We start from the raw sequence: 16,875 nt of genomic DNA, 5'->3' as shown, positions 1-16,875 counted from the left end.
CATTAGAAGGTTTATATGTTATATGTTCACTAAGTGAATAGAAGTAACAACCTCTATACTTATACTCATTCCTTTATTACCTTTATAACATTAGTAGAATTAGATAATGAAATTTTCACCATATACATCCCTTTTGCTAAAGGTTCTAGGTCAATGGTATTTGTATTTGATTGAGTCATTACTAGTTTTCCGGTGATATTATAAATCTCAATATGCTCTAATGGCATATCTGAGTTGAAATTAAGAATCCCTTTTGTAGGATTTGGATAAACACTTAAATCCTTAACAGCTACATCATTTATCGATAAACGATTTGCACAGTCATCCGAAAGGTTATTAACATCTTCTAAAATACCTACGTTATTAAAAGTAACTCCATTGAATCCTGGGTAGTCCACAGGATAACGATGCGCTCTAAATGAACCATTTCCTGTCGGCTCGGCAAACTGATCAAAATTGGTGTTATTTCCAACTGGTATTCTGTAAACCCAAACTATATCACCCGAGCTTGTAATTTCTGAGATCCTTCCGATATCTGATTCATTGATGAGAGCATTTCCATTGGGTAGCATCTGAAGACCACATTGAGCACCAGCATGCATAACTTCGTTCATAATGGTACCATCCCATGACCAGAAGTAATCATCTGGCAAAAATATACCGGCATCCATACTGTATACCCCGTTGGTATCATTCTGATCGATGATATGTATGGAAGAGATCGTCATGTCGCTACCGTAACCATCATTGTTAAAAACCGACAATTTACCTTGATTTGGACCGTCCGTGATCCACTTTATATCATGTTGTCTACCCAATTTTCTATCCACTGCAGTACCTCGATCATAAGCTTCAGGATTTCCCCATCGCCATAAGAAGTCACCCCCTTTTCCATAAATACCACCAGAGTTTGTTGCGGCCTCAGCTGTTGTGGTACTATGATCCAATATAAATACTTCACTAAGATGTCTACTAGAAACTGCTATTTGATCTAAAATAGGATTATAATCTATCGCATTGGCATGTATAGGATTAGAACCATTTCCATTATCATAGTTGATATTATAGAGTTGGGGATTATCTGCAACAACACCAAAATTAGGTTTTGTATTATCAAAATCCTGAACGATATGATCTATCATTTTCCATTCCCAAGCAATATTGGCAGTGTCGGTTCCTACAGGTTCAATTTCTATAATCCGCTCTATAACAAAAGTTGGGTTACTGTATGATGTGTCCATACCTTCGGCAAACATTTCTACGTCAGTACGAGAGTCCCTAACTAAAACCAAAAAATTTCCATTTGGCAATGGTTCAATATCATGGTGTATTCTCCATCCAAAAGTTGCTTGGTATTCAATACTCCAGACCACATTATTATCCCAGTCTAGTATTGTAGCTTCCAATCCACTACTAACCAATAAATTACCATTCTCTAACAAATAAACATTTCTAGCATTATCTGATGATATAGTCCACTGATTAACAAGTTCGCCGCAATTATTAATTAATAAAACACGATTATCTGACGTAGGCTTTATAAGAGTATAGCCTTCTGACTTTTCTAGATTGATGTCATCATAAATCAATCCAATGGTTTCTTGACTGTTGATCCAATTAAAAAGGACCAACATAATTAATGCTGTAATTTTTTTCATCGCTTTCTTTTTTTCAAATATAAAGATTTTCGCAAAAAAAATGAATTACTTTTAATTTGCCAAAAAAAAGGGTTTAGTCATTACGATTATTTAGAACAGAATCTAATGTTAGAAAAAGATACCTTCAAAACAATATCTAAGCCAGCCCAGGGAGATATTTATAAAGATAAGAACAGTAAGTTTTACGGCTACTCCTTTCCTGTAACGAATGAAAACGACATCAAAAACCATCTTGAAACCTTAAGAAAAGAACATCATTCTGCTAGACATTGGTGCTACGCCTATCAAATTGGCACAGAAACTATAAGTTACAGAACCAATGATGATGGAGAGCCCTCTAACTCTGCAGGCATTCCAATATATGGACAAATCCAAGCCTTTGAGGTTACTAATATTTTAATCGTCGTTGTACGGTATTATGGTGGTACCAAACTAGGCGTAAGAGGTTTAATTAATGCTTACCGAACCAGTGCGAAGTTAGCCTTGGAATCGGCAGATATCATTAAAGAAACCATAAACTTGCTTTTTAGGCTCAATTTTAAATATAAAGACATGGGCAAGGTTATGCGAATATTGAAAGAAAATCGGGTAAATATTATCAATCAAAAGTTAGAACACGATTGCGTGTTAGAAATATCTGTCAGAAAAGGTGACGGTTCAAAAATTTTACAGTATTTCAAGGATTCTTTCGGCATAGAAATAGACGAATTATAACGAATAATTTTGCAGTTTGTCTAAAAGATATTTTGGGCAGCGTGTAGGTCTATTGCGTTTCATATCTATAAAGGCCAAAACTGTATTTCCTGTTGCCAATAATTCGTCGGACTCGTTTCGTAATTCATAGTCAAATTCTATTGACGCCGTGGGCATTTTTTTTAATTTAGTTATTACTTTAAGCCTATCATCATAACGTGCTGAATTTTTGTAATTTATATTCAATGAAATCACCGGAAGCATAATACCGTCAGCTTCCATAGCACTATAGCTTAGACCAAACTCGCGTAACCACTCAGTTCTACCGACCTCAAAATAAACCGCATAATTGGCATGGTATACCACGCCCATCTGGTCTGTCTCACCATAACGCACCCTTATTTTTGTCTCATTAAAATTCAATTTTATGCTTTTGTTTAACAAAAAATTTGTAATTTTCAAAGATTTTAAACATGGGGAAAAATTTCTAAATATTCAATGAAATTTGATTTTTTTTTTAAGAATTTTGTTCACATATTTGTCATGTTCAAAACCATAAGAGAATCCTAATTCTCTTTTTTTTTGCTAATCTAACTAACAACAAAAATCTAACTTTACGAATGGAGATCACAGCGCAATCTGTATGGAGTAATTGTCTCGAATTTATAAAAGATAATATACAACCTCAAGCCTACAAAACATGGTTCGAGCCCATACAAGCTGTTAAACTTTCGGGCAATGCACTAAGCATCCAAGTACCTAGTAAATTTTTCTATGAATGGTTAGAAGAACACTATGTTAAAATTCTAAAAGTTGCGTTGACAAAAGAACTAGGTGATGATGCCAAATTGGTCTATGTCATAAAGATGGAAAACACTTATGGCAATAAGCAACCTTTTACCGAAAGAATCCCGAGTGCTAACCGTACTCCTGTAAAATCACAAGATGTTGATGTTCCATTTAATAATAAGAGTCCTGAATTAAAAAATCCATTTATAATTCCTGGGATTAGAAATGTAAAGATTGAGTCTCAACTAAATCCTAGTTATACATTTGAAAATTTTCTTGAGGGAGATTCTAACCGCTTGGCGAGAAATGCTGGTATTGCTGTAGCTAATAAACCAGGAGGAACTTCCTTTAACCCGCTTTTAATTTTTGGTGGCGTTGGTCTAGGAAAAACACATTTGGCCCATGCTATTGGTGTGGATATTAAAGACAAATATCCCGAGAAAACGGTCTTATACATTTCGGCAGAGAAATTTACTCAACAATATATTGACTCGGTAAAAAAGAATAACAGAAATGACTTTATCCATTTCTACCAAATTATTGATGTATTAATCATTGATGATGTTCAGTTTTTGTCTGGTAAAACTGGTACGCAAGACGTATTCTTCCATATCTTTAACCACTTACATCAAAATGGCAAACAAGTGGTTTTAACAAGTGACAAGGCACCTGTTGACATGCAAGATATTGAACAACGCTTATTGTCTAGATTTAAATGGGGACTTTCTGCTGAATTACAAACACCAGATTTTGAAACTAGAGTGTCTATCTTAAAAAACAAGCTTTACAGAGATGGCGTTGAAATGCCTGAAGAGATTGTTGAATATGTTGCTAAGCATATCAAATCCAATGTAAGGGAATTAGAAGGCGCCATTATTTCGCTAATTGCACAATCGTCTTTCAACAAAAAAGAAATCACTATAAACTTAGCTAAGGATATCGTTGAGAAATTTGTAAAGAATACCAAGCGCGAAGTTTCAATAGATTATATACAGAAAGTGGTTTCCGATTATTTCCAAATGGACGTAAGCACATTACAATCCAAGACTCGTAAGCGTCACATCGTTCAAGCGCGCCAACTTGCCATGTTCTTTGCCAAAAAATATACCAAAGCCTCTTTAGCTAGTATAGGTTCTCAAATAGGCCAGCGCGATCATGCAACAGTTCTACATGCCTGCAAAACCGTAGACAATCTCTCTTCTACTGATAAACAGTTTAGAAAGTACGTCGAAGATTTAGCTAAAAAACTATCGCTTTAAACATATAATCATGACTCGTATTTTAATGGTGTGCTTAGGCAATATTTGTCGCTCGCCAATTGCCCATGGCATCTTGGAATCAAAACTCCCAAGCGACCATTTTTATGTAGATTCTGCGGGTACAGCAGCTTATCACGTAGGTAACAAACCAGATCATCGCTCTATTAATGTTGCTAACTCACATGGCGTTGATATTAGTGCTCAAAAAGCAAGGCAATTTAAAATTTCGGATTTCGACGAGTTTGACTATATCTATGCTATGGATGCTTCAAACTATAGCAATATTATTGGTTTGGCAAGAAACAACAATGATATTGGTAAAGTGAAACTTTTTTTAGAGGAAAATCCTTCCATTTCCAATAAAAACGTGCCAGACCCTTATTATGGTGATCTAAATGAGTTTGAATATGTTTTTGATTTAATTGATGAAACATCAAACTTAATTGCCCATAATTTATTGAGTACCAAATTGTAACATATTTCTTACCATTTATTTGATTTTTTTGTAACTTAGTATAAAATTCCCTTTTTTACTTATGCTATGAAAACTTTCACTACACTTTTGTGCTGCATTTGCGTTGCAATATGCCACTCTCAAGACTTAGAATTAGAACTTTTTGCCACAGGTTTTACTAGGCCAGTAAATATTAAACATGCTGGTGACGACAGACTATTTATTGTGGAACAAGATGGTATTATAAAAATACTTAACAGTGATGGAACAGTAGAAACTACGCCTTTTTTGGATATAGATAATCGGTCGTCTGGTACAGATACCGGACAAGAGAAAGGATTACTAGGATTGGCTTTTCATCCCGATTATGCTACAAACGGTTATTTTTACGTTAACTACACAGACAATATGGGAGATACCGTAGTTTCTAGGTTTTCTAGAAGTACCACTGATCCATCCTTAGCTGATCCTAACTCAGAATTAATCATCCTTACCTTTTTTCAACCATTTTCAAATCATAATGGAGGCGATTTAGCCTTCGGAGCAGATGGTTATTTATATATTTCTTCTGGTGATGGTGGTGCTGGAGGCGATCCTCAAAACAATTCACAAAACCTTGGAAATTTATTGGGCAAAATACTTCGAATAGATGTCAATAATTCCTCGATATCCAATCCTTATGATATTCCACCAGACAATCCTTTTGTCGGAAACCCTACTGCTAGCGACGAAATTTGGGCCTATGGATTAAGAAATCCATGGAAATTTTCTTTCGACAGACTTACAAACGACATATGGATTGGTGACGTAGGGCAAAGCGATTTTGAAGAAATCAACTTCGCCTCATCAACTGATGCAGGTCTTAATTACGGTTGGAGATGTTACGAGGGCAACAGTATATTTAATGATACAGGGTGTCCAAGTAGTAGCACCCTTACCTTTCCTGTGGCTCAATACAGCCATCTTTTTGATGGTGACTTTAAATGTTCTATTACAGGAGGCTATAGATATAGAGGCACAACATATCCAAATTTGGAAGGTTTATATTTCTTTGCCGACTACTGCAGTGAAGAAATAGGTTTCTTGAGATTTGAAAGTGGAAACTGGACCATGACTTTAGAGGGTTTCTCAGGCGATTGGGTTGCTTTCGGTGAAGATGTAAACGGCGAATTGCTAGTATCTAGCCTTTCTGGGAATATTTTTAAGATCATAGATGATGCACCTTTGAGTATAGAAGAAAACCAACTAAATACGGTTACAATTTTTCCAAATCCTGCAAAGGATGTGGTTCAGATAGACTTTTCAAATACCAGTTTTTCACATTCGACCAAAATTACCATTTATGATATTCAAGGAAAATCCGTAAAGGTACTGAACAAAACAGATGAAACCGTTCAGGAAATAATCACCTCTGATTTAAAAAGCGGATTCTATATCTTAAAAATTGAGTCTGTAGACGGTCAGCAAATTACAGAGAAGTTAGTTATCGATTAATATGAATACCAAAAAAGGATCACTATACTTAATTCCAACTAGACTTGGCGACAATCCACCCTTAGAGGTATTACCCATATCAATAAAAAAGGTCATTGAGGATATAAATTACTACATTGTTGAAAACGAAAAAACAGCACGCCGTTTTATAAAGCGTGTTTCACCAAACAAGTCACAATCCTCATTAGAGCTCAGCGTTTTAAATAAGTACACTACTGAAGGAGAAAGAAATACGTATTTAAATCCCTGTTTGGAAGGTGAATCCATAGGGCTGCTCTCTGAAGCAGGATGTCCTGCCATAGCAGATCCAGGCTCTGACATTGTTGGTTTAGCACATCAATTAAACATAAGGGTTATACCCTTAGTTGGGCCATCATCAATAATTTTGGGCTTAATGGCTTCGGGCATGAATGGCCAAAGTTTTAGTTTTAACGGTTACTTACCTATAGACAAAGGGGAAAGAAAAGCTAAATTAAAAGCCCTAGAAAAGATTTCGGCAGAGCATAACCAAGCCCAAATTTTTATAGAGACACCTTACAGAAATATGAAGATGATAGATGATATGGCAAGAGTGCTTCACCCACAAACTAGGGTTTGTGTTGCTTGCGATTTAACATTACCCACAGAGTTTATAAAAACTATGCCTGCTAGTGAATGGAAAACTAATGAAGAAGATTTACAGAAACGACCCGCTATCTTTATTATACAAAAAGATTAAAGCCTAGCTTTAGCTTTCTTATTTGGTTCTATAATAGACGTATCATAACCCGAAAAGCGTTTCATATAATACTTTACCGTTGTACCGTATGCATCCGCAAAGTTATCAGTTCCATAACTTCTCAAATACTTCTTAACACTCCCAGGGCCTGCTAGATGCGCTGCTGCCAATATACCAGATTCTGTAACTTTAATTCCACCAATGCATTTACCTTCGAAACGCTCAATATCTTTTCTAAGTACCCATTTATTTCGTGATGCATTGGCCATGAATGCCTTTTCTTGCAATTCTGGATTATATAAAAACTGATTTGGATTGTAGATTCCCAATAACTTGAGAGTTTCAGAACCAAATTGATATTTACCTAAATAACCTAGCGTATTAACCGTAAAATAGTCACCTCTCGACTCTTTAAAGGCTAAAGCCTCTTTAAATCCCTCAAAAGATTTCCCTAAATGCGGCGTGAACATGTTTGGCTTTATCTCTTGAGACTCTTCAGTCATAGCCAATTCTGCAGAAATATTATAATCTAAATCTAATCCTTCAGTAGAATATAAATCTGAATTTAAAGTGGAATCTGGATATAATGCCAAAGCAATTGAAAAACAAATTGAAAATGGCAGTAAAAAATTCTTAACGCTATTCTTAACCATAACAGCTAATTTTACACTCATAAAGCTTTCCCCAAAAGCTTTATAAAATTCGGCTGCAAAGATACGAAATTTATTTATTTTTTGAAAATCAATAGATTAAGTGTTATTAAAACTTGTTAAAAGTAGAAATAATGCAGCTTTGCTCGTCCCAGACTATTAAGCTCTAAAGCTGGAAAAGGGACTTTAATGACATTAAAAACGTCAAAAATAGTTTTTAAGACATTGGATTTCGTTTTAATTCGGCTTAAATCAATGTCCAAACTTAGGTAATACTGACGTGTTCTATTTTGGTTTGGAAATAGGGGATCATTAGCATCACCAGACAACATACCGTCAGCACCATACCCAAAAGCCAAGTTTAACCAATTGGGAATATAATCGGTCTTTAAGAATGCATTAATATTTGCACTCAACCAATAGGTTTGCCCGTTATAGTCTTTTAAAAATTCTTCAGTTAGACCATTACCTAGTTTATCTGGCCGTTGTTCTGCAAAACGTGTTCTGTGAAACGAGTACTTTAATAATATCCGCTGTTCTTGCCATAATAGTTCTTGGCCAGCGAATAAGCCTGTTCCCAGAGCATTAGCAGCCATATCGGCCCAAGAAAATCCCCATTCTTCAGAAAATCCATCCATGACTTCAACTGCTGTTAAAAAACCTAAGCCTAAAGATGACCCATAGATGATCTGACCTTTTTTACTGACGCCTGCCCAGTTTAAGGTATTGGCACTAAGCCTTCCTAATTGATAGGATGAAAATACATGGCCAATCTTATCCATTTGCAACCATTCATCGCTATCATTAATCGTTCTGAATTTAGAACGCGGATAATCTGAATACCACAGTTGATCTAATCCAACAAGTGTAATTGCCGCTAGAGAAGTTTCAGAAATCACGATGGCATTCCTCCTAGACGTATTTAAAGTATCGCTAGGTTTTAAAAACCGATTGAGTTGAGATTGTGAAAAAAGTGAACTAGAGACACTAACTAATACAATGATATAGCCGATACACCATTTCAAGATTTATCTATTTATACCTTGAGATGATAAATACCTTTGATAAGCCCTTGCATTTCTGTTGTGCTGCGCCAATGTCTTTGCAAACTTATGATAGCCCAAACGCTTAGCATCTGCAACAAAATATAGATAACTGTGCTTTTCAGGATTTAAAACGGCATCTATAGCAGACAAATCTGGCATAGCAATTAATCCTGGTGGTAAACCTACATTTTTATATGTGTTATAAGGTGAATCTATTTCCTTATGTACGTTCAACACGCGTCTAATGACCGTATTCTTATATTTTGGCAATTGATAGGCAGCATATTTAATCGTCGGATCGGCATCGAGCTTCATCCCTATTCGCAATCGATTCAAATAAACACCAGCTACTCTTGGTTGCTCTTCTTTTTGTTTGGATTCTTCATAGACTATAGAGGCAACGGTCATCACTTCACTAGGTGTAAGATTCAGTGCTTTAGCCTTAGTCTTTCTGCCGTCACTCCAAAATCTATTATATTCTTTTAGCATTTTTTTTCTAAAGCCTTCTGCAGATGTGTTCCAAAAAAATTGATAACTGTTTGGTAAGTACATCCCCAAAGCGGTGGCATTTGTGAATCCGTTGTCCTTCATAAATGTTTCATCTCTCATGGCTTTTATGAGCGACAAACTATCAGCTTCAATTTGCTTACTTATTCGTCCAGCCAATTCCTCTAGACTATGCTGATTATTAAAAGAGACTTTAACTGGCAGGTTTTTGCTTCTAATGGAATTGATAATATCGTTATTATTCATGCCTTTAGAAATCACAAAACGACCTGCTTTTATATTGGATGTATATTTCTTTTGGTTCGCTAAAGCATCAAACGCTTCCATATCCTGTAATAAAGGCTCTAGTTGAGCTCGTACCTCTAGATAATCGGCATCTGTAGGGATATAGATAAAGGCCTCGTCATTAGTAAATTTGGTATTAGGCTGAAACATAGCACCATAGATATAATAGGCTATGACACCAAAAATGACAAGTCCGATTAAGGCAATGGCCCAAAGTATCTTTTTTATATACATATACTAATTGTTAATACGCTGTAAAATAAATTCGTTTGAAAATGCCTTCCCATCAAAACTCCAATCTTTTTTTAATCCGATCTTTTCAAAACCATTACTTTCAAACAATTTTAAACTCGCTTGATTGTCTTCTGAAATATTGGCATACACCTGATGCAAATGAAGCACTTTAAAACAGTAATCGACTAAAAGCTTCAGAGCTTCCTTACCATAACCTTGATTTCTGTTGGGTGCTTCCTTAATTAAAATACCAATCCCAGCACGCTTATTCTTGACATCAAAATCAAAAACGTCGATTAGTCCAATGGTATTGTTGTCGTTATTACAAATAGCTAAGCGCAGCTGTTTGGCCTCAAAAATATCCTGCTTTGCATTTTCGAGATATTGTTTAATCAAAAATCTGGAATACGGTGTTTGTGTGTCGCTCAATTGCCATAATGCCATATCATTTTCAACTTGGTAAACAAAATCCAAATCTTCTGGCTCCAAGGCCCGTAAATAAATATGTTTACCTTTAAGTGTTACCATTCTATTTCACCTTTATAAACTTGTACTGCAGGCCCAATAAGCCAAACATTTTTATAACCATCATCATGTTCTTCAAAAGTTACCCGTAAATCACCTCCAGGTGTTTTTAAATCCACTTCATTTGCTTTAGTCTTGTTACCTTTATGCATAGCTATAGCAACGGCAGTAACCCCAGTGCCACAAGATAGTGTTTCATCTTCTACACCACGTTCGTAAGTTCTTACGGCAAATATGTTCTCAGAAACTTGCTCAACAAAATTCACATTACTGCCAGCTTTACCGTAGGGCGATCCATATCTAATTTTAGAGCCCATTTCTTTTACATTATAGGCTTTAACATCGTTAACCATCTCCACATGATGAGGAGAGCCTGTATCTAGAAAAAGATGTCTGTCAAAAACGTCAATTTTGGTTATATCGTTCATATGAAGATGCACAGTATGATCTTCAATTTTGGCTTTATGCAAGCCATCTATAGCGTTGAAAATGGCTTCATTGTCAATAATTCCGAGATACTTCGCAAAAGCTGTAATACAACGCCCGCCATTACCACACATACTGCTCTCATTACCGTCTGCATTAAAATAGACCATCTTAAAATCGGAATCTTTGTCATTTTCCAAAAGAATGAATCCGTCGGCTCCAATGCCAAAACGTCTGTCACACAATTCCGCAATACGCTTGGTATTATTTTTGCTGATTTTCTGTAAACGATTGTCAACGATGATGAAGTCGTTACCAGTACCTTGATATTTATAAAATGTCATTGCCATATTTACAGGCAAATATAAGAATAATAGCCTGTAAAATGAGGTGTTAAAACGCAGTTAAAGTTGGCGTTAAATAGTCGTTAAAATAGAAAATGAAATTCAATAAATCTCTAAATTTAAACGTTAAACAGTTGAACTTAAATTCTGAAAAATTATGAAGAAGATCCTAACTCTAGTATGTGTTTCAGCTTTGGGTGGTCTATTAACTTTAGGTGGATACAAACTTTTTGTCGAAGAAAAAAAGACAGAGGAATTGGCTGTAGAACAAGTTTCTGATTTACCAATTTATGTCCCTACAAATACAATTTCGAACGATTCATCTTATGACGCACCAAGTTTCGTTGAAGCTGCAGAAAAAACTATAGATGCCGTTGTGCATGTAAAAAATACAGCTATAGTTTCAGCACCTATGACCATGCAGGATTTGTTTTTTGGTCGTAGCTCACAACGTGCACAGGTTGGCACTGGAAGTGGTGTAATTATATCTCCTACAGGTTATATTGTTACCAATAACCACGTGATACAAAATGCTAATGAAATTAGTATTACCCTGAATAATAATAAATCGTACATGGCCGAACTTGTAGGTACCGATGAGGCCACCGATATTGCCTTAATCAAAATTGAAACTGACGAGGATCTACCCTTCTTGGCATTTGGTGATTCTGATAGTGCAAAAATCGGTGAATGGGTTTTGGCAGTAGGTAATCCCTTTAATTTAAACTCTACGGTTACTGCGGGAATTATTAGTGCAAAGTCGAGAGACTTAAGCGGTAGAAACACACAATCCTTTATACAAACTGATGCCGCTGTAAATCCTGGAAACTCCGGAGGAGCTTTGGTGAATACCAATGGAGATTTAATAGGCATTAATACAGCCATCTCATCGCGTGATGGTTCTTATATTGGTTATTCTTTTGCCGTACCTAGCAACATTGCGCGGAAAATAGTGAATGACATCATGGAGTATGGTAATGTACAAAATGGTATTCTTGGTGTGGTGGGAGGCACACTTAATAGTAAATCAGCTGAACAGTTGGGAACAGATATTACCGAAGGTTTTTATGTAAGTGAAGTTACTGAGGATACTGGTGCTGAAAAAGCCGGGATAAAATCTGGTGACATAATTAAGAAGATAGATAATGTAGAAATCAACAAATTTTCTGATCTATCAGGTTATTTAAAAACAAAAAGTCCTGATGATATTGTAAATGTCACTTTGATAAGAAATGGAAATGAAGAAATTCTTCCTGTTACATTATTGCGTCCTTCAACCACAATTATTGAAACTATTGGTTTCGTGAAGAATGCTTCCGAAAAGGATTTAGAGAAGTTTGGCGCAAGTTACGGTGTAAAGATTTCGGAATTTGATGAAAATTACAAACCTTATTGGAACAAAGAAGGTATAGAAGAAGGGAATATTATCACAAGAATTAATGGCAAAAAACTATATTCGGTCGATGATGCCCAAAATGCCATAAAAACCCGAAACTATAACGAACCACTTCAAATTGAAGTTATTAATAGTGAAGGTGAAAAAGTCGTTTATAATTTTAGATAAAACTCAACTTAAATAGGTAGAAACCACCCTTCAAAGTGCAATTCTTTGAAGGGTTTTTATTTTCGGTAAAAAGCGTTACGAAAACGTTTGAAATATGTATTTTTGCGGCGAATTTAAAAACCACTAAATCAAAACAAAAATGGGTTTTAACGACACTTACGAAAAAGAGTTAGCGTTTCAAGCAGATCGTCGCAGAGCTACGGTCGAATTTATTAAAACAGTAAGCGATCTTTGGTATGACGATTCTGTTGAACTTGTTCTGTTCAGAAATCAATTGATCGACATGAAAGTGAGCGAGATTCTGAACTTGCACGAATATGCAGGCGAATTTGTTCAAAAGCCAATCTCTATTTTTGATTCTGTTGAGATTGCTCAGGCCATCAAAAAGTTAAACTTGCAACCTGCCAAGTTAGACATCGGAAAGTTGACCTACGAGTATCATCTAGAAGATAAAAAATACGATAATGCTACTGCTTTTGTTGCAGCCAAACTCAAAGACGCAAAAAAACCGAGAGATATCGAACCAAAAGATGTAATTCTTTATGGCTTTGGTAGAATAGGACGTTTGGTGGCACGTGAATTAATGACACGCACAGGTAAAGGCAACCAACTGCGATTGAGAGCCATCGTTACTCGTGGCGAAATCAATGAAACTGTTTTAGAAAAACGCGCTTCTCTTTTAAGGAATGATTCCGTACATGGAGATTTCTCTGGTATGGTAAGTGTTGATACAAAAAATAGTGCACTCATCATTAATGGCACAACCGTTAGTGTTATCTCTGCCAATGCTCCAGAAACTATCGACTATACCAAATATGGTATTAGTAATGCTTTGGTTATTGACAATACTGGCGCCTTTAGGGATGAAAAGTCCTTAGGTAGGCACTTAAAAGCAAAAGGGGTGGATAAAGTGTTATTGACCGCACCAGGAAAGGGAGTCCCAAATATTGTACATGGTGTTAACCACTTAGAACACAATCCTGATGAAGTTAAAATCTTTTCAGCAGCATCTTGTACAACTAATGCCATCACCCCAGTTTTAAAAGCCATAGAGGATTCGTTTGGTGTAAAGTCTGGCCATTTAGAAACCATCCATGCATACACCAACGATCAAAACTTGGTGGATAACTTCCATAAAAAATACAGACGTGGAAGAGCAGCAGGTTTAAATATGGTTATTACAGAAACAGGAGCAGGAAAAGCGGTAAGTAAGGCACTACCATCATTAGAAGGAAAGTTGACCTCTAATGCTATTCGGGTACCTGTTCCCAATGGCTCTCTTGCTATATTAAACTTAGAACTAGATAAAAAAGCCTCAGTAGAAAGCATCAATACCATTATGAAAAAGTATGCGCTTGAAGGTGATTTGGTTGAGCAAATTAAATACGAAATGAGCGATGAATTAGTCTCTAGCGATATTGTTGGTAGCTCTGCGCCTTCAATCTATGACAGTAAAGCGACCATCGTGAGAGGTGACGGTAAAAATGTAATTCTGTACATTTGGTACGACAATGAGTACGGCTACAGCCATCAGGTAATTAGACTGGCAAAATATATTTCTAAAGTAAGGCGTTACGCTTACTATTAGAATGTACTGAAAAAGGAAAATAAAAATCTTGTCTTAGGGCAAGATTTTTTTTGTTTATAGCCGAGATGTTGAAAAATCAAATTATTTTCAACGCAACCTTTATTTGGTTTCTACATCTACTTACAGAACTAAATCGATCACCTATGAAAAAATATTCTCTGTTACTTCTAGTAACGCTTCCCCTCTATCTTCAATCTTGTATTGGATGGGGAAATGACGATGACATTATCGTGGATTTACCTCAAAATTCCTATGAACCAGTAATTATGCAACGCTCCGAATTTGAAAACACTACGGTTTTAGAAAGCGCACCAAAACCTATAGTGAACTCGGGAAAAATCTATGTAAAGGGCAATTTCATCTTTATCAATGAGGTCAATAAAGGGTTTCATATCATTAATAATTCCGATCCAACAAATCCTTCAAATATTGGTTTTATTAACGTATTGGGGTCTTCGGATTTAAGTATTAAAAACGATGTGTTTTATGCCAATAATGCCAGAGACCTCATCGCTTTTAAAATTGACGAAACTTCAGAAACCTTAACGCTGACCAAACGCTTAGAAAATGTATTTCCTCAAATATGGACACCAGAAGGGCCATTTTATTACCCTGTTGAGGATAACGAAATTGTAATAGACTGGCAACTTGCAGATTAATAACTATGAAATGAGCCAATAATAATTGATTAATACCCCCAAGATTATCATTGGCGAATTGCATCAACTTTAAACAAAACATATTAACATATGAAAAAAATATATACCATATTAACTTTCGCATTGATGCTATTAGGCTGTAGCTCTGATAGTACTTCAAACGATTCTTCAAATTCATTTACAGAAACGGGACAAGGTGGCTCTTTAGCCAGATTCTCGATCTATCTAGACTATTTATATGTGGTTGACGATAGCAATCTTAATGTATTTAGCATTGTAAATAATGAACAACCTGTTTTAGTGAATACCGTACCTATTGGCTTTAATATTGAGACCTTATTTAATTACAGAAACTACCTATATATAGGTTCTAGAAACGGTATGTTTATTTATAGCATAGCTAATCCAGAAACGCCGTCTTACCTTTCCGATGTGCAACACTTTACAGCCTGTGATCCTGTCGTTGCAAACGATACGCACGCTTTCGTTACCTTACACACCAATATTGGATGTGGCATAGATATCAATGTTTTGGAAATCTATGATGTTACAGAAGTTACAAATCCTATTTTAATCTCATCAAGAAATTTAGTTCAACCTATTGGGATAGGTTTGTATGGTAATTATTTGTTTGTTTGTGATGATGAAGTAAAAGTCTTTGATGTATCCGATCCAGAAAATTCAAACTTAGTAACATCAATAGACGTAGATGCTTTTGATGTGATTATAAATAGTGATATAATTGTACTCATAGGTGATAACGGTTTGTATCAATACAGTTTGAACAATAATAATATTAACAATATTAGCCATTTAAGCACCATAAACATCTAAATTCATATTTACACTCGTATATGAAATAGCCTCTCTTAATTGTGGGGCTATTTGCTTTGATAATTTATTTATAAAATCCTTATCTTGGCACCTAATTAATCTAATGCAACCAAAATTATTGAGGATGAAAACCTTAGCCAAACTCACTGTAGCTCTTGTAGTTACATTTAGCCTACACACCATTAATGCCCAAACCAATACTGCTAATACCAAAGATCTATATTCTCTAGACAGTGGTTCCATAGATAACCAATTTGAATATGTTTTTAGAAAGTCAGGTAACTTTAAGGGTACCAATGGGCAACCTTACGAAGCCGTAAAGCTAGCCTGGCTGTTAAAGCTAAAATCCAATGTTTTAGATTCCCTAAAGACCACTTATAAAAATCTAGAAGATTCCAAAACCTTGGTTGAGGGGCAAGCTAAGGAAATTTCGACCCTAAAAACGAAACTCGTCGACACGCAAACTACATTAGACCAAACCAATACCGAAAAGAACAATATGACTTTATTAGGTATGCAAACCAGCAAAACCAACTATAATGTCATTATGTGGACTATTATTGCGGTGCTCTTTGCGTTGTTATTGCTCTTTATCTTTAAATTTAAAAACAGTAATGCTTTAACTAAAGGCGCCAAACTAAAACTCGAGGAGGTCGAAACCGAGTTTGAGGAGCACCGACGCGTAGCCTTAGAACGTGAGCAAAAAGTAAGGCGCCAACTACAGGACGAGATCAATAAGAATAAGGCATAACACATTGTCAGACTGAGCACAATAGAAGTCTAAATAGAATTAATACCAAATCCGCAGTCATTGCGGATTTTTTGTTGTTAGTTGTAAATTAATATTATGTTTATACCTACATTTATATGCTATTTTATAAAACATAATACAATCAATAAACTACAACTAAATGAAAAAAACTATTTTAATTAGTCTACTACTTTCACCTTTTTTAGCTATATCTCAAATTACTTTGAATCAAACAGATGATTTTGAGAACTTTACTACTGAGAACTGGACCAAGGGGAACTCATCTTCGTTACCCAATCAAAATGTTGCCTCTGGCGGCCCCAACGGTGCCGATGACAACTTTTTAAGGGTAGTGTCCACTGGAGGCAGTGGCGCTGACTCCAAACTTGTAACCTTT

The 16,875-nt window shown here is 35.7% G+C and carries 18 protein-coding genes; 11 read left to right on the top strand and 7 right to left on the bottom strand.

Features of this window, described 5'->3' with window-relative positions:
• Positions 1–65 precede the first annotated feature (65 nt).
• Complete coding sequence (locus tag Q0972_RS11350; protein WP_299365834.1) at positions 66–1,658, bottom strand: aryl-sulfate sulfotransferase; 1,593 nt, start codon at positions 1,656–1,658, stop codon at positions 66–68.
• A gap of 105 nt (positions 1,659–1,763) precedes the next feature.
• On the opposite strand from Q0972_RS11350, the gene Q0972_RS11345 reads away from it, so the two are divergent.
• Entirely contained in the window at positions 1,764–2,372 is a 609-nt protein-coding gene (locus tag Q0972_RS11345) for a YigZ family protein (RefSeq protein ID WP_299365833.1), read from the top strand.
• Here Q0972_RS11345 and Q0972_RS11340 read toward each other — a convergent pair.
• Complete coding sequence (locus tag Q0972_RS11340) at positions 2,367–2,774, bottom strand: thioesterase family protein (protein ID WP_299365832.1); 408 nt, start codon at positions 2,772–2,774, stop codon at positions 2,367–2,369. The genes Q0972_RS11345 and Q0972_RS11340 overlap by 6 nt on opposite strands.
• 197 nt (positions 2,775–2,971) lie before the next feature.
• Between Q0972_RS11340 and dnaA the strand changes: the two genes are divergently transcribed.
• From dnaA to Q0972_RS11320, 4 genes are all read left to right on the top strand, one after another.
• Positions 2,972–4,399, top strand: coding sequence for a chromosomal replication initiator protein DnaA (gene dnaA / locus Q0972_RS11335; protein ID WP_299365831.1), 1,428 nt, complete (start codon positions 2,972–2,974; stop codon positions 4,397–4,399).
• A 10-nt stretch (positions 4,400–4,409) separates the two neighbouring features.
• On the top strand, positions 4,410–4,874 hold the full coding sequence (locus Q0972_RS11330; RefSeq protein ID WP_299365830.1) for a low molecular weight protein-tyrosine-phosphatase: 465 nt from the start codon (positions 4,410–4,412) through the stop codon (positions 4,872–4,874).
• 66 nt (positions 4,875–4,940) lie between these two features.
• Entirely contained in the window at positions 4,941–6,347 is a 1,407-nt protein-coding gene (locus tag Q0972_RS11325) for a PQQ-dependent sugar dehydrogenase (protein ID WP_299365829.1), read from the top strand.
• Between the two features lies 1 nt (position 6,348).
• Positions 6,349–7,065: an SAM-dependent methyltransferase gene (locus tag Q0972_RS11320; protein WP_299365828.1), complete on the top strand. Its 717-nt coding sequence runs from the start codon at positions 6,349–6,351 to the stop codon at positions 7,063–7,065.
• On the opposite strand, the gene Q0972_RS11315 is transcribed toward Q0972_RS11320, so the two are convergent.
• The 5 genes from Q0972_RS11315 to dapF form a co-directional block, all read right to left on the bottom strand.
• A complete protein-coding gene (locus Q0972_RS11315) occupies positions 7,062–7,718 on the bottom strand; it encodes a peptidoglycan-binding protein LysM (RefSeq protein WP_299365827.1) in 657 nt (218 codons plus the stop codon). The genes Q0972_RS11320 and Q0972_RS11315 overlap by 4 nt on opposite strands.
• A gap of 116 nt (positions 7,719–7,834) precedes the next feature.
• Complete coding sequence (locus Q0972_RS11310; RefSeq protein WP_299365826.1) at positions 7,835–8,740, bottom strand: DUF2279 domain-containing protein; 906 nt, start codon at positions 8,738–8,740, stop codon at positions 7,835–7,837.
• A gap of 3 nt (positions 8,741–8,743) precedes the next feature.
• A complete protein-coding gene (mltG, locus tag Q0972_RS11305; protein WP_299365825.1) occupies positions 8,744–9,787 on the bottom strand; it encodes an endolytic transglycosylase MltG in 1,044 nt (347 codons plus the stop codon).
• Positions 9,788–9,790: 3 nt separating this feature from the next.
• The gene (locus Q0972_RS11300) at positions 9,791–10,315 is read right to left on the bottom strand and encodes a GNAT family N-acetyltransferase (protein ID WP_299365824.1); all 525 of its coding nucleotides are present in this window, start codon (positions 10,313–10,315) and stop codon (positions 9,791–9,793) included.
• Positions 10,309–11,088: a diaminopimelate epimerase gene (gene dapF / locus Q0972_RS11295; RefSeq protein WP_299365823.1), complete on the bottom strand. Its 780-nt coding sequence runs from the start codon at positions 11,086–11,088 to the stop codon at positions 10,309–10,311. Before dapF ends, Q0972_RS11300 begins: the two co-directional genes overlap by 7 nt.
• A 151-nt stretch (positions 11,089–11,239) precedes the next feature.
• Here dapF and Q0972_RS11290 point away from each other — a divergent pair, with 151 nt between their 5' ends.
• The 6 genes from Q0972_RS11290 to Q0972_RS11265 all read left to right on the top strand — a co-directional run.
• Positions 11,240–12,646 (top strand): trypsin-like peptidase domain-containing protein, encoded by a 1,407-nt coding sequence (locus tag Q0972_RS11290; protein ID WP_299365822.1) that lies wholly within the window; start codon positions 11,240–11,242, stop codon positions 12,644–12,646.
• Between the two features lie 139 nt (positions 12,647–12,785).
• Complete coding sequence (locus Q0972_RS11285) at positions 12,786–14,234, top strand: glyceraldehyde-3-phosphate dehydrogenase (RefSeq protein WP_299365821.1); 1,449 nt, start codon at positions 12,786–12,788, stop codon at positions 14,232–14,234.
• A 143-nt stretch (positions 14,235–14,377) separates the two neighbouring features.
• Complete coding sequence (locus Q0972_RS11280; RefSeq protein ID WP_299365820.1) at positions 14,378–14,893, top strand: hypothetical protein; 516 nt, start codon at positions 14,378–14,380, stop codon at positions 14,891–14,893.
• 90 nt (positions 14,894–14,983) lie between these two features.
• Positions 14,984–15,727, top strand: a complete 744-nt coding sequence (locus tag Q0972_RS11275) for a hypothetical protein (protein WP_299365819.1) — start codon at positions 14,984–14,986, stop codon at positions 15,725–15,727.
• A gap of 124 nt (positions 15,728–15,851) precedes the next feature.
• Positions 15,852–16,478 carry a tRNA (guanine-N1)-methyltransferase gene (locus Q0972_RS11270; protein WP_299365818.1) on the top strand — a complete coding sequence of 209 codons (627 nt, stop codon included), beginning with the start codon at positions 15,852–15,854 and terminating at the stop codon, positions 16,476–16,478.
• A gap of 160 nt (positions 16,479–16,638) precedes the next feature.
• A partial coding sequence (locus tag Q0972_RS11265) for a hypothetical protein (protein WP_299365817.1) occupies positions 16,639–16,875 on the top strand: 237 nt, incomplete at its 3' end.

Source organism: Winogradskyella sp. (genome assembly GCF_028282165.1).
Taxonomy (GTDB): Bacteria; Bacteroidota; Bacteroidia; order Flavobacteriales; family Flavobacteriaceae; genus Winogradskyella.
The sequence above is the reverse complement of the archived record's forward strand: the minus strand, read 5'-3'. Positions and strand labels throughout refer to the sequence as shown.

Coding starts and splice junctions, on each gene's coding strand:
- mltG (WP_299365825.1), bottom strand. CDS start 9,787: ATGTATATAAAAAAGATACTTTGGGCCATTGCCTTAATCGGACTTGTC.
- Q0972_RS11330 (WP_299365830.1), top strand. CDS start 4,410: ATGACTCGTATTTTAATGGTGTGCTTAGGCAATATTTGTCGCTCGCCA.
- Q0972_RS11270 (WP_299365818.1), top strand. CDS start 15,852: ATGAAAACCTTAGCCAAACTCACTGTAGCTCTTGTAGTTACATTTAGC.
- Q0972_RS11320 (WP_299365828.1), top strand. CDS start 6,349: ATGAATACCAAAAAAGGATCACTATACTTAATTCCAACTAGACTTGGC.
- Q0972_RS11285 (WP_299365821.1), top strand. CDS start 12,786: ATGGGTTTTAACGACACTTACGAAAAAGAGTTAGCGTTTCAAGCAGAT.
- dapF (WP_299365823.1), bottom strand. CDS start 11,088: ATGGCAATGACATTTTATAAATATCAAGGTACTGGTAACGACTTCATC.
- Q0972_RS11350 (WP_299365834.1), bottom strand. CDS start 1,658: ATGAAAAAAATTACAGCATTAATTATGTTGGTCCTTTTTAATTGGATC.
- Q0972_RS11315 (WP_299365827.1), bottom strand. CDS start 7,718: ATGGTTAAGAATAGCGTTAAGAATTTTTTACTGCCATTTTCAATTTGT.
- Q0972_RS11300 (WP_299365824.1), bottom strand. CDS start 10,315: ATGGTAACACTTAAAGGTAAACATATTTATTTACGGGCCTTGGAGCCA.
- dnaA (WP_299365831.1), top strand. CDS start 2,972: ATGGAGATCACAGCGCAATCTGTATGGAGTAATTGTCTCGAATTTATA.
- Q0972_RS11275 (WP_299365819.1), top strand. CDS start 14,984: ATGAAAAAAATATATACCATATTAACTTTCGCATTGATGCTATTAGGC.
- Q0972_RS11280 (WP_299365820.1), top strand. CDS start 14,378: ATGAAAAAATATTCTCTGTTACTTCTAGTAACGCTTCCCCTCTATCTT.
- Q0972_RS11345 (WP_299365833.1), top strand. CDS start 1,764: ATGTTAGAAAAAGATACCTTCAAAACAATATCTAAGCCAGCCCAGGGA.
- Q0972_RS11290 (WP_299365822.1), top strand. CDS start 11,240: ATGAAGAAGATCCTAACTCTAGTATGTGTTTCAGCTTTGGGTGGTCTA.
- Q0972_RS11325 (WP_299365829.1), top strand. CDS start 4,941: ATGAAAACTTTCACTACACTTTTGTGCTGCATTTGCGTTGCAATATGC.